Consider the following 12,111-nt stretch of genomic DNA (forward strand, 5'->3'; position numbering starts at 1 on the left):
TCCGGTAACCTCTGGAAGGTTCAAGGAGGCGTGCCAGAGCGGCCGAATGGGACTCACTGCTAATGAGTTGTCCCCCTTACAGGGGACCGGAGGTTCAAATCCTCTCGCCTCCGCCACACAACTGAACAGCTTCACCAAGCGCCCGTAGCTCAACGGATAGAGCATCTGACTACGGATCAGAAGGTTAGGGGTTCGAATCCCTTCGGGCGCGCTCAACGGGAATCACGAGTCGCTAACGACTCAGCGTGTCGGTTGGCCCCCGGCGGAGGACCTCGCCGATGATGGCGAGACTGACTCCAGAACTCGAGGCCCCCGTGATGACTCAGACATCGGTGATGCCTGGTCAGGCATCCACCCGCCGGATCCGGCTGAAACACCACGTCCTGCACCTCGACGACGGACACGAGGTCGGTGTCTCCGTCGGCGGTCAGGGCATCCCACTGGTGTTCCTGCACGGCCTGGTGCTGAGCAGACGCGCCTATCTGCGCATGTTGAGCCGGGTGGCCGGGCTCGGGTTCCAGGTCATCGCGATCGACGCCGCCGGGCACGGCGACACCCACAACCTCCCCCGCGATGCGCGGGAGTTCGACCACCGCGTCGACCTGACGCTGCGCGCGCTCGACCTGCTGGGTGTGTCGCCCGCCGTCATCGCGGGCCACTCCATGGGCGGGCGGATGGCGATCCAGCTGGCGGCGCGGGCGCCCGAGCGGGCGATGGCCGTGGTGCTGCTCGACGCGGCCGCCGGAGCACGATTCGACGCGGCGATCCCGACGGTGCTGCGGTCGCCGCTGGCCGCCGCCCGGATCGCCATCGGCGCCGCCTACGACACCCAGCGCGACCCGTTCCGGTTGGGCCTGGCCGAGCAGAGCCGCTATCTGCGGATGCTGAGCGGGGTGTGGTTGCGCAACGCACGTCGGCCGGCCGGGGTCACCGGGGCGGCACGCGCGATCATCCAGTCGGGGGACTATTCGCCGCTGCTGCGGACCATGCGCGACCACGCCGTGCCGACCTTCGTGCTGCACGGCGAGAAGGACCTCGTCGTGCCCTACGGCAGCGCAGTGGACATCGCCGACGACGCCAACGGCACGCTCTACTGCGTGCCCGGCGCCTACCACTCGTGGATGATCGCCAATCCGCGCCAGGGCGCCGACGCGTTCCGTCAGCTACTGGCCGGCGACCTCGGCGAGGTGCTGCGCAACACCGCGAATGCGTTGGGTATCAGGGACTGCACCGATGCCCAATCCTGGGAGGACGCACTGATCGGCCCGCATGCGCTCGTGCGGGAGCTCAACGACAGCCCGGTCGAAGAGCTGGGCACCGAAGAGCTGGAACCCGTTGAACTGCAACTGATCAGGCGGGCATGGCGCCCGCACTGGTCCCAGCGGATGCGATGGGTCCAACGGACCTATCGCCGTCCCGCCGCGCGGTTGCGCGGCCAGCGGACCGCCCGCGCCGTCTGACGTGACTGCCGTCACGGTCGGAAATCCGAACCGCCCGTAGCCCCGCCGTGCGGGAAGCGGGCGTTGATGGTGTTGAACACGCTCCAGCCCAACACGGTGCCCAGGGCGATCGAGAAGATCGCGGCCGTCGTCACCCCCAGCGCCGCGCCGTTGTCGGGTCCGCCGGTGGCCGCTTCGGACAGCGATTCGAAGCTCAGCGCACCGGGCACCAGCGCCCAGAACGCCGCCAGCATCATCACGATCGCAGGCGGTGACGTCCGGATCCGCGCGGCCAGCATGGCGAAGGGCACCATCAGGAACGCCCCGACCGCCCCGGAATGCGACGGTGACAGGAACAGCCCGCCCACCTTCTGACCGATCAGCGCGACACCGACGGCCGCGATCAGCCAGGCCAGTGACCCCTGCGGCGCAGACAGGTAGATGTACAGACCCACCCCGATGACGACGACGGCCGCATACAGCGCCCAGGTTCCCATCTGGGCCGAGGGTGGTTCAGGGGTGACCCGGCCGGCAAGGTGCATGCCGAGCGCCACCCCGAACACCAGCAGTCCGAGCTGGGTGACGCCGTAGGCCAGCCGGCTGGCTCCGGAGATGATCTGCGCACTGGCCAGCTCCATCGCCCCGATCGTGAGTGACAAGCCCGGCAGCAGCGCCACCAGGGCCGGGCTGATCACCCGCAGCAGGCCGTCGTTGGCGGCGTCGGCGACGAACCACGTGGCCAGCATCGTGACGATCATGGCGGCCAGGGTGGGCACCACGGCGTTGAGCGACGGAAAGGCCCTGCCCACGGTGACGATCGTGCCGACGATCACCCCGAGAAACACGTAGCCCCACAGCGACGCCCACGTCGGGTTGATGATCATGCCGAAGCCGAGGGTGGTGATCGTGTAGCCCACAACGGTGGTCACGGGTCCGAACCGGGGTTTCATCCGCCGCGCCGCGGCGACGGCGGTGATCGCGTCGGCCGGGCTGATGGCGCCGACCTCGGCCAGGGCGGCGATGTCGTCGATGCGTCCCGCCAGATTCAGTTGGGTGGTCGACTGGCTGGAGGTGTCCACCTCGTAGGCGACCGAACCGACCTGGATGACCAGCATCGTCGGGAGCACCGCCACCCGCACCGGCACGGTGGTGTAGTGCTTGGCGATCGCCAGCAGCCGGCTGGTGACCAGGTGTGTCGGCTGCTCCACCTCGACCAGGGCGATGCCGAGCTCGCGGAGCATCCCCGCCACCTCGGCCTCGTCGTGCAGGCCGGGTTCGGCGATGGGGTCGGGGACCTCCTTGCGGATCGCACGCCAGCACCGTCTCGGCCAGGTATCACTCATGTCTCCCAGATTGTCGCGCACCCGGCCGGAGTAGGTTCTGGGCATGGCCGATCGCCCCGCCAGGGTCGGTGACATCCACGAGATCGCCGCGAGGATGCCGCACGTCACGCGCATCGAGGGGCCCAAGGGCAACGCCATCTATCAGGTCGGTGGCAAGTCCTTCGTGTTCTTCCGCACCCCTCAGCCCGACGCCGCCGACCCCGACACCGGCGCGCGCTACCCGGACGTCGTCATGATCTGGGTGGAGTCCGAAGCCGACAAGCTGTCGCTGATACAAGATCCGGGTTCCCCGTTCTTCACCACGGATCGCTTCGACGGTCATCTGTCGGTCCTTGTGCGCGCCAGCCGAATCGGCGAGATCGGCGTGGCCGAACTGACCGAACTGGTGCAGGACGCCTGGTTGTCGCGCGCGTCGGCGCGCAGAGCGCGAACCTGGCTGGCGGGCGATGGCCCGTCGGGCCGGCAGCGGTAGGGTCCGGCTATGACACCGCCGGTGATCCAGCGCTGGATCGACATCGTCGACAACGACCGCGGCCAGGGGATCGAGGATCTGCTCGCCGAGGACGTGGTGTTCCACTCACCCGCGGTGTTCACCCCGCAGGAGGGCAGGGCCGTCACCGCGACGTACCTGCGTGCGGCGCTGAAGGTGTTCGGCGGCAACGATTTCCGCTGCGTCCGGGCAAGGGATTGCAGGCGGTGATCCCGCGGATGGCCGCGCTGCTGGCGCCGACATGAGGCTGCTGCTGATCGCCGACACCCACGTCCCCAAGCGGGCACGCGACCTGCCTGCCCGGGTGTGGGACGAGGTGGACGCGGCGGATCTGGTGTTCCACGCTGGTGACTGGGTGGAGCCGCCGCTGCTCGATGCGCTGCAGGCCAGGGCGAACCGGCTGGTGGCGTGCTGGGGCAACAACGACGGCCCCGAGCTTCGGGCGCGACTGCCCGAACGCGCCGAAGTGACGCTGGACGGCCTGCGGTTCACCGTCGTGCACGAGACGGGCGGGTCGGCCGGCCGGAATGCCAGGATGGCGGCGGCCTACCCCGACACCGATGTGCTGGTGTTCGGGCACAGCCACATTCCGTGGGACACCACCGCCGCCACGGGGCTGCGGCTGCTCAACCCCGGTTCGCCGACGGACCGGCGGCGCGAACCGCACTGCACGTACATGACGGCGACGATTGCGGATGGCGCGCTGTCGGACGTGGTGCTGCAGCGCCTCGACTGACCGTCATCGGGGCAATTCTGCGTCGGTGCGCCCCGCTGGTGGCAGGGTTGACGGTATGGACCGCAACGCCGCAACCAACATCATCGAATCAGCACACCAGGCCCATCTGACTGATCTCCCGTTCGGCGACACCAGGGATTTCGAGGATGCCGATCGCGGTTTCATCGCGGCGCTGGAACCGTGCGTGGTGACGGCGGGCGACGGCCGGGTGGTGTGGGACAACGACTCCTACGCGTTCCTGGCAGGCGACGCCCCGACCACCGTGCATCCCAGCCTGTGGCGGCAGAGCCAGCTGTGTGCCAAACAGGGCCTGTACGAAGTGGTCGAGGGCATCTACCAGGTGCGCGGTCTCGACCTGTCCAATATGACCGTCGTCGAAGGCGACCGCGGGATCAACGTCATCGACCCGTTGGTGTCGACCGAGACCGCCGCGGCGGCGCTGGCCCTCTACCGCGCGCACCGCGGAGACCGCCCCGTGACCGCCGTGATCTACACCCACAGCCACGTCGACCACTTCGGCGGTGTGCTCGGGGTGACGACCCAGGCGGATGTGGACGCGGGCACGGTGCGGATCATCGCCCCCGAGCACTTCACCGTCCACGCTGTGCAGGAAAACGTGTACGCCGGGACGGCCATGGCGCGCCGCGCGGCGTACATGTACGGAGCGGCGCTGGCGCGCGGACCGCAGGGGCAGGTGGGTTGCGGGCTCGGGCAAGTCCCCTCACTCGGCGAGGTCGGGCTGATCGTTCCCACCCTCGACGTCAAGCAGACCGGCGAGACCCATACCGTCGACGGCGTCGAGATCGAGTTCCAGATGGCGCCCGGCACCGAGGCGCCTGCCGAGATGCATTTCTACTTCCCGAAGTTCCGGGCGCTGTGCATGGCCGAGAACGCCACGCACAACCTGCACAACCTGCTGACGCTGCGCGGCGCGCTGGTGCGCGATCCGCACGGCTGGGCGGGCTACCTCACCGAGGCCATCGACACGTTCACCGATCGCACCGACGTGGTGTTCGCCAGCCACCACTGGCCGACGTGGGGCAGGGACAACATCGTCGAATTCCTTTCCGGGCAAAGGGATCTGTACGCGTATCTGCACGATCAGACGTTGCGCCAGCTCAACCAGGGCTTCACCGGCATCGAGATCGCCGAGACATTCCAGATGCCGCCCGCCCTGGCGAAGGCCTGGCACACGCGCGGCTACTACGGGTCGGTCAGCCACAACGTCAAGGCCATCTATCAGCGCTACATGGGCTGGTTCGACGGCAACCCTGGCCGGCTCTGGCAGCATCCACCCCAGGCCATCGCGCCGCGCTACGTCGGGGCGATGGGCGGCATCGACAAGGTGGTCGCGCTTGCCCGCACGGCCTTCGACGACGGCGACTACCGCTGGGCGGCAACGCTTCTCGACCACGCAATCTTCACCGACGAGTCGAACGGGCCGGCCAGGGAGTTGTACGGGGAAACGCTCGAGCAGCTGGCCTACGGTGCCGAGAACGCCGTGTGGCGCAACTTCTTCCTGTCCGGTGCCACCGAATTGCGCGACGGCGCTTTCGGCACGCCGACCCAGGTGGCGTCGCCGACGATGATGGCGCAACTCACCCCGGAGCAGATGTTCGACAGCCTGGCGATCAGCGTCAACGGGCCGCGGGCCTGGGATCTGGACATCGCGATCGACGTGACGTTCACCGACGTCGCCACCAACTACCGGCTGACGCTGCGTAACGGGGTGCTGGTGTACCGCAAGGTGCCCGCCGATCCGGCCAGCGCCGATGCCACCGTCACGTTGGCGGACAAGCTGCGGCTGCTGGCCCTGGCGGCCGGCGACGGACAGTCACCGGGATTGCAGATCAGCGGGGATGGGGCCGTGTTGCAGTCGCTGCTCGGCGTGCTCGACCGGCCCGACCCGGACTTCCGCATCATCACGCCCTGACACTTGTATAGATACAGGGTGAGAAATTCATAATGGTGTATTGATAACTGTGGTGACAGGCGCCACAGTGAGTCCATGCACACAGAACTCACTTACGACGTCGTGGTGGTGGGCGGCGGCATCGTCGGCCTGGCCCACGCCTACCACGCCCACCTGCGCGGACTCACGGTCGCGGTCGTCGATCACGCCGACGGCGTGGTCGGGGCCTCGGTACAGAACTTCGGCCACGCCTGCATCACCGCCCAGTCCGGCGTCGCGCTGCAGTACGCGCGCGCCGGCAGGCGGCACTGGCTGGACCTGTCCGAGAAGGCGGGGTTCTGGTCGGCGCAGGCGGGCACGTACTGCGTGGCGCGCCATGACGACGAACTCGAGGTGATGCGGGAGTTCGCGACCACCCGGCCCGCGGGTCAGGTGCGGCTGCTCGGCCGCGATCAGATCACCGACCGCGTTCCGGTCCGCGACCGCGGCGTCACCGGGGGTATGTACCTCCCCAACGACCTGCAGGTCGACCCGCGCACCGCCGCGCCGTGGATCGCACGGTGGCTGGAGTCGGTCGGTATCGACTTCTTCTGGCGCACCGCCGCTTTGGGCTTCGGCGAAGGTGTCGTGCACACCTCACGCGGACCGCTCACCGCGGGGACGACATTCGTGACCGTCAACTACGACGTCGACCGGCTGTTCCCCGGCCTGGCCGAACGCGACGGGCTGGTGCGGTGCAGACTGCACATGCTGCGCGCCACCCTTCCGCTCGAATTCAGGCTTCCCGCACCGCTGTTCACTGGCTGGTCGCTGTTGCGCTACTCCGGTTTCGAGGCGCTGCCCAGCGTCGGCGCCGTCGCCGACCGGCTGCGGTCGGAGTATCCCGGCTACCTCGACATCGACCTGCATCAGATGTACACACCGCAACCGGACGGCTCCCTGCTGATCGGCGACACCCACATCCGCGAGGTCTCGGCCGCTCCCTTCCAGTCCGAGTACGGATTCGACGTCCTGCTGGAGGAGGCCCGAAAGCTGTTCGGTGTCAACACTATCGACGTGACCGAACGCTGGCAGGGGGTGTACTGTTCGGCGCCCGGCCAGGAGTTCCTGATCGAGGAGCCGATCGAGCGGACCCACGTCGTGACCGTCACCACCGGCATCGGCATGACCACCGGCATGGGCCTGGCCGAGGACAGCGTGTCGCGCGCCCTGCTGCCCGACCCGGTCGCCGCCCCCGCCTGAACCCGTCCCCACGCACCACCACCCATGAAACCCACACCCACACCCGAAGGGAAACCACATGACCAGCACCGTCGACCAGATCGGCCTCGTCGTCTTCGACATGGCAGGTACCACCGTCGAGGACAGCGGCCTCGTCCAGCAGTCGTTCATGGCCGCCGACGCCCACGCCGGGCTGTCGAAGACCGACGCCGACCGCGACGCGATGCTCAAATACGTCGCCGACACCATGGGCCAGTCCAAGATCGTCGTGTTCCGCCACCTCGCCCGCGGCAACGAGGAGCAGGCCCAGGCGGCGAACAAGGAGTTCGAACGCTGCTACGCCCAGCTCGTCGCGGAGGGCCAGTGCAGCCCGATCCCGCAGGCCGAAGAAGTCATTACTTCTTTCCGGTCGCAGGGCATCAAGACGGCCCTCACGACGGGGTTCGCCAGGGAGACGCAGGACGCCATCCTCGACACGCTCGGCTGGCACGACCTGGCCGACGTGGTGCTGTGCCCGGGACCGGGCATGCGCGGCAGGCCCTACCCGGACATGCCGCTGGCTGCGCTGATGCGGACCGAGACGGTCTCCGTACGGTCGATGATCGTCGTCGGTGACACCTCGTCGGATGTGCTGTCCGGCCTGCGAGCAGGCGCCAGGGCCTCGGTGGGTGTACTGACAGGTGCGCACGACACCGCCCAGCTCTCCGCGGCGGGTGCCACCCACATCCTGGACAGCGTCGCCGGGCTGCCCGCACTGGTGGCCGCCCTTCGCTGAGCCGTCGTCCCCGGTGGGGCGGTCAGCGCAGGCCGCCCCACCCACACTCACTGGCATCCCGCCGCTTCACGAATTCCGCGCGGCCGCGTTCTCGGATTCTGGAGCACCCAAGCATGCGGGCACGGTGACCGGCCTGATCAACGGCTGCGGCTCGGTCGGGGCCATCCTCGGCGGGCTGCTGCCCGGCTACCTGAGCACCTCGACGTTGTTCTACGGGTTCGCCGCCGCCGCGTTCATCGCCATGCTGCTGCTGATCCCGCACTGGAACCGCATGCCCGCGGCGGATTAGTGCGGCTGGCCGTTCGCCGCAGCCGATCGGGTGTCGATGGTGCGGGCGTTGACGATGCTGAACGCGACGATGTCGGGTCGGTAGCGGTCGTCGGCGTACTCGAAAGCCCGCCCGTGCTGATCCCGCGACGTGCGCCGCTCCCGCAGTAACGGACTGCCCAGGTCGATTCCGAGGTTCTCGGCGTCGACCTGGGCAGCGGCGACTGCGTCGAGCACATGCTCCATCGACTCGAACTGCACACCCTGAGCCGTCAGATAGTCGGTGATCGAGCCCGAGTCGGTGTCGAAGTCGAACAACAACGAACCGACGGAGTCCACGAAGGTGCTGCGCTCGATCATCGCCGGCTCACCGTCGAGAAGCCGCACGCGCATCACGTCCACGACGAAATCGTCGGCGGTCAGGCCGAGCGCCACCCGCGCGGCCTCACCGGCCCTGCGGCGCGCGACCTCCAGCGTCCTGCTGTCGGCGGTGCGCCCGTTGAGTTCGGCCCACTGGGTGAACGGGGTGAAGGTGTTCAGCGTCTGGGTCACGTCGTGACTGCGCACCACGGCTGGCTTGCCGCGCGAAAGACGGATCAGGCCTTCGTTTTTCAGTGTGGCCAGGGCCTGGCGCACCGGGCCCCGCGACACGTCGAACTCGGCGCACAGCGCGTTCTCCGTCGGCAGCGAGTCGCCGATCGCGTACTGGCGAGCCACGATGCGCTGGCGCAACTCGGCCGCGACGTGTTCGTGGCGGGAGCGGGGCCCGGCCCCCGAGACCGATGATGAGACCGACGCTGCCGCTGAGGCTGACGACGCCATGGTGCCCACCTCCTGTGCCGCCTTCGTTGTCATGACAACTTCAGCCCATCGTATGCCGAGCTTAGGTCGCGACCCGGGCGGTCGAGCGGATCACCCGGTGCACGAACCCCAGCTTGGCGGCGACGGGGGGCGGGATATCGAACGGGTAGAGCGGATTCTTGCCCATCGCGGTGTTGACCCGGTTGAAGAACAGCGAGATCCACTTCCAGTCGTAGAGCAGCCGCTCGATCGGAGCGTCGTCATAGGACTGCAGCGGCACGACGTCGCGCGGCGCGGAGAACCGGACCCGGTCGGCGTGCAGCACCATGCCCGCCTCACGGGTGGTGTCGATGGTGTCGGCGATGTGCAGGTAGTGGGCGAAGCATTCGGCGAAGTCCTCCCACGGATGCATGGTGGCGTACTCGGAGATGAACGACGTCCGCCAGTCGTCGGGGGCGCCGAACTTGTAGTGCCGTCCGATGGCCTCGGAGTAGCCGGCGCGTTCGTCGCCGAACAGGTGCCTGCACTCGTCGAGGTAGCGGTCCGCGCCCGGGCCGGTCTCGACGAGCACGTTCTGGTAGTAGTGGCCGACCTCGTGGCGGAAGTGGCCGAGCATCGTGCGGTACGGCTCGCCGAGGCTCACGCGCAGCTGTTCGCGGTACGCGTCGAGGGTCTCGATCAGATCGATCGTGATCACACCGTCGGCGTGCCCGATGATCACCTTCTCGCCGGTGGTGTAGCTCGACAGCAGGTCGAAGGCCAACCCGCCCTCGGTGCGCCAGTACGGCTCGATCGGCAGTCCGAGGTCGCGCAGCTGGTAGACGAGTCTGCGTAACGCCGCGGCCGTCGGCACCAGCTTCTCCCGGGCCAGGGTGTCGTCCGATACCGGCTCGCGGCGGATCAGCGAATCGGCCAGACACCGGCCGCGCCGGTACGTCTCGTTCTCCTCCTCGGGAACCAGCCAGTTGCAGTTCAGGATGCCTGCCTGGGTGCAGCGCACCCAGCGTTCGCCGTCGACGAAGGCCGCGTCGCCGTCGATCGCCACCATCGACATGCTGGGCAGGTGCAGCCCGACGTGAGCATCACACGTTCGGCAGCGGTCCGCCTCGAACGCGGTGAAGTTGTTGCACACGGGGCAGGCGAATGCGCGCACCGCTTCATGGTGACACGCTGCGCCGGAATCTGGTGGTAGACAGAAACAGTGAGCCAGACCTCCCCGACGTCCCTTGAGGGCCTGGACCTGGTCGCGCTGGATCGGCATCTGCGCGGCGTCGGCATCGCACGAGACGGCGAGCTGCGCGCCGAGTTGATCTCCGGCGGCCGGTCGAACCTCACGTTCCTGGTGTCCGACGACGCGTCGAGATGGGTGTTGCGCAGGCCGCCGCTGCACGGGCTCACGCCGTCCGCCCATGACATGGGCCGCGAATACCGGGTTGTCGCGGCGTTGCGGGACACCGCCGTTCCCGTCGCGCGCACGGTGACGATGTGCGACGACGACTCGGTGCTCGGCGCGCCGTTCCAGATGGTCGAATACGTGTCCGGCAGGGTGATCCGAACCGCCGACGAACTCGCGGGCCTCGGCGGTGCGCAGGTGGTCAGCGACTGTGTCGACGCGCTCATCGCGGTGCTGGCCGACCTGCATGCGGTCGACCCGGATGCGGTCGGGCTCGGTGATTTCGGAAGGCCCGCGGGCTATCTGGAACGGCAGGTTCGCCGGTGGGGATCGCAGTGGGATCTGGTCCGACGCCCCGGCGACCCGTGCGACACGGATGTGAAGACGTTGCATTCCGCTCTGGGGCAAGCGATTCCGACTCGTAGCCGGAGCGCGATCGTGCACGGCGACTACCGGATCGACAACACCATCCTGGACGGCGACGACCTCACCCGGGTCGCCGCCGTACTGGATTGGGAGCTGTCCGCCCTCGGAGATCCGCTCAGCGACGCCGCGCTGATGTGCGTATACCGCGATCCGCAGTTCGGGTTGCTGCTCGGCTCCGCAGGTGCAGCGTGGGCGTCGCCGCTGATGCCGTCGGGCGACGATCTGGCGCACCGCTATTCGCTGGCGTCGCGGCGCCCGCTCGAACATTGGCCGTTCTACCTGTCGCTGGCCTACTTCAAGGTGGCGATCATCGCTGCGGGCATCGCTTTTCGTGCCAGGATGGGCGGCGACAGCGTCAGTGCCGAGCGGGTGAGCAGTGCGGTGGGACCGTTCATCGCCGCCGGCCTGAGCGCGCTGGGCTCACCGTCCTGACCGGTGTCAGTGTAGCGAGACGAGCTGGTCCACCGAATCCTTGGGCAGGTCGCCGTCGACGACGGCGGTGACCACGGTGCTGTTCAGCGTGATCGCGCCCTTGTGGTTGTCGAGGAATGCGGTGTCCGCGGCGTCGCGCCCGGTGGAGATGCGTACCATCGCCTGCCTGGGGGACAGGCACGTCGCGTCGACCACCCGCCACTGGCCGTCCACGAACGCCTCGGCGACGGCGTGGAAATCCATCGGGTCGCAGCCCGGCGCATAGACGGCGACCAGGCGGGCGGGAACATTGACCGCCCGCAGCAGCGCAACCACCAGGTGCGCGTAGTCGCGGCACACACCCGCACCGGCCAAGAGGGTGTCGATCGCGCCGTCGATCGGATCGCTGGAACCGGGCACGTACTGCAGCCGGGTGCCCACCCAGGACGACACCTTCTCCAGCAGCGTTGCCGAATCGGCGTATTTGCCGAATTCGGTAGCGGCGAAACCGTAGAACTTGTCGGCCTCGGCGTAGCGGCTGGGCCGCAGATACGTCGACAGGTCGATCTCCTTCAGTGGCGCGGGCTCGGCGTGGCCGATCACGGTGGCCGAGTAGCTCACCTTGAGGTTTCCCTCGGCGGCATCGAATTTGTGGATCCGGTTGCCGTGCTCGCCGACGATCTCCTGGGCCTCGATCGGTGCGCCGTTCAGTTCGAAGGTCAGCGATTCGGTCACTTGGGCGCCGGGTTGCGGGGCGACGGCGATCTGGAACTCCAGGGTCGTCGGGGCGATGATGTCCACGTCGAGTTCGGCACCGACGTCACGTTTCATGGGAGCACGCTTTCTGGCAAAGAGGGTTCTGCGGGGCACGCCGGTCAGTACCCGCGGTGAGTGCCC

The 12,111-nt window shown here is 68.2% G+C and carries 13 protein-coding genes and 2 tRNA genes; 11 read left to right on the forward strand and 4 right to left on the reverse strand.

What is annotated here, in order from left to right; translation table 11 throughout:
• Positions 1–24: 24 nt before the first annotated feature.
• From ADBZ6K_RS04200 to ADBZ6K_RS04210, 3 genes are all read left to right on the forward strand, one after another.
• Positions 25–116: transfer RNA gene (locus ADBZ6K_RS04200), tRNA-Ser, on the forward strand.
• Between the two features lie 22 nt (positions 117–138).
• Positions 139–211 (forward strand) — tRNA-Arg (locus ADBZ6K_RS04205).
• 106 nt (positions 212–317) lie between these two features.
• Positions 318–1,460, forward strand: a complete 1,143-nt coding sequence (locus ADBZ6K_RS04210; RefSeq protein WP_526344597.1) for an alpha/beta fold hydrolase — start codon at positions 318–320, stop codon at positions 1,458–1,460.
• Positions 1,461–1,471: 11 nt separating this feature from the next.
• Here the strand turns inward: ADBZ6K_RS04210 and ADBZ6K_RS04215 are convergent, their stop codons facing one another.
• Positions 1,472–2,782: a threonine/serine exporter family protein gene (locus ADBZ6K_RS04215; protein ID WP_526344598.1), complete on the reverse strand. Its 1,311-nt coding sequence runs from the start codon at positions 2,780–2,782 to the stop codon at positions 1,472–1,474.
• Positions 2,783–2,825: 43 nt separating this feature from the next.
• On the opposite strand from ADBZ6K_RS04215, the gene ADBZ6K_RS04220 reads away from it, so the two are divergent.
• From ADBZ6K_RS04220 to ADBZ6K_RS04250, 7 genes are all read left to right on the forward strand, one after another.
• Positions 2,826–3,254 (forward strand): MmcQ/YjbR family DNA-binding protein, encoded by a 429-nt coding sequence (locus ADBZ6K_RS04220; protein WP_526344599.1) that lies wholly within the window; start codon positions 2,826–2,828, stop codon positions 3,252–3,254.
• Positions 3,255–3,263: 9 nt separating this feature from the next.
• Complete coding sequence (locus ADBZ6K_RS04225; RefSeq protein WP_526344600.1) at positions 3,264–3,482, forward strand: nuclear transport factor 2 family protein; 219 nt, start codon at positions 3,264–3,266, stop codon at positions 3,480–3,482.
• A 31-nt stretch (positions 3,483–3,513) separates the two neighbouring features.
• On the forward strand, positions 3,514–4,008 hold the full coding sequence (locus tag ADBZ6K_RS04230; protein ID WP_526344601.1) for a metallophosphoesterase family protein: 495 nt from the start codon (positions 3,514–3,516) through the stop codon (positions 4,006–4,008).
• Between the two features lie 55 nt (positions 4,009–4,063).
• Entirely contained in the window at positions 4,064–5,941 is a 1,878-nt protein-coding gene (locus ADBZ6K_RS04235; protein WP_526344602.1) for an alkyl/aryl-sulfatase, read from the forward strand.
• A 75-nt stretch (positions 5,942–6,016) separates the two neighbouring features.
• Positions 6,017–7,162: a TIGR03364 family FAD-dependent oxidoreductase gene (locus ADBZ6K_RS04240; RefSeq protein WP_526344603.1), complete on the forward strand. Its 1,146-nt coding sequence runs from the start codon at positions 6,017–6,019 to the stop codon at positions 7,160–7,162.
• A 58-nt stretch (positions 7,163–7,220) separates the two neighbouring features.
• A complete protein-coding gene (locus tag ADBZ6K_RS04245) occupies positions 7,221–7,916 on the forward strand; it encodes a phosphonatase-like hydrolase (RefSeq protein WP_526344604.1) in 696 nt (231 codons plus the stop codon).
• A 124-nt stretch (positions 7,917–8,040) separates the two neighbouring features.
• On the forward strand, positions 8,041–8,205 hold the full coding sequence (locus tag ADBZ6K_RS04250) for a hypothetical protein (protein ID WP_526344605.1): 165 nt from the start codon (positions 8,041–8,043) through the stop codon (positions 8,203–8,205).
• Here ADBZ6K_RS04250 and ADBZ6K_RS04255 read toward each other — a convergent pair.
• Positions 8,202–9,005 (reverse strand): GntR family transcriptional regulator, encoded by an 804-nt coding sequence (locus ADBZ6K_RS04255; RefSeq protein WP_526344878.1) that lies wholly within the window; start codon positions 9,003–9,005, stop codon positions 8,202–8,204. The two genes, ADBZ6K_RS04250 and ADBZ6K_RS04255, sit on opposite strands and share 4 nt — an antisense overlap.
• Before the next feature lie 61 nt (positions 9,006–9,066).
• Positions 9,067–10,137 (reverse strand): zinc-binding metallopeptidase family protein, encoded by a 1,071-nt coding sequence (locus tag ADBZ6K_RS04260; protein ID WP_526344606.1) that lies wholly within the window; start codon positions 10,135–10,137, stop codon positions 9,067–9,069.
• A gap of 48 nt (positions 10,138–10,185) precedes the next feature.
• On the opposite strand from ADBZ6K_RS04260, the gene ADBZ6K_RS04265 reads away from it, so the two are divergent.
• The gene (locus ADBZ6K_RS04265) at positions 10,186–11,235 is read left to right on the forward strand and encodes a phosphotransferase family protein (protein WP_526344607.1); all 1,050 of its coding nucleotides are present in this window, start codon (positions 10,186–10,188) and stop codon (positions 11,233–11,235) included.
• A gap of 6 nt (positions 11,236–11,241) precedes the next feature.
• On the opposite strand, the gene ADBZ6K_RS04270 is transcribed toward ADBZ6K_RS04265, so the two are convergent.
• On the reverse strand, positions 11,242–12,045 hold the full coding sequence (locus ADBZ6K_RS04270) for a transglutaminase-like domain-containing protein (protein WP_526344608.1): 804 nt from the start codon (positions 12,043–12,045) through the stop codon (positions 11,242–11,244).
• Positions 12,046–12,111: the final 66 nt, after the last annotated feature.

Origin of the sequence: Mycobacterium sp. (assembly GCF_044223235.1) — a bacterium.
Lineage (GTDB): Bacteria > Actinomycetota > Actinomycetes > Mycobacteriales > Mycobacteriaceae > Mycobacterium.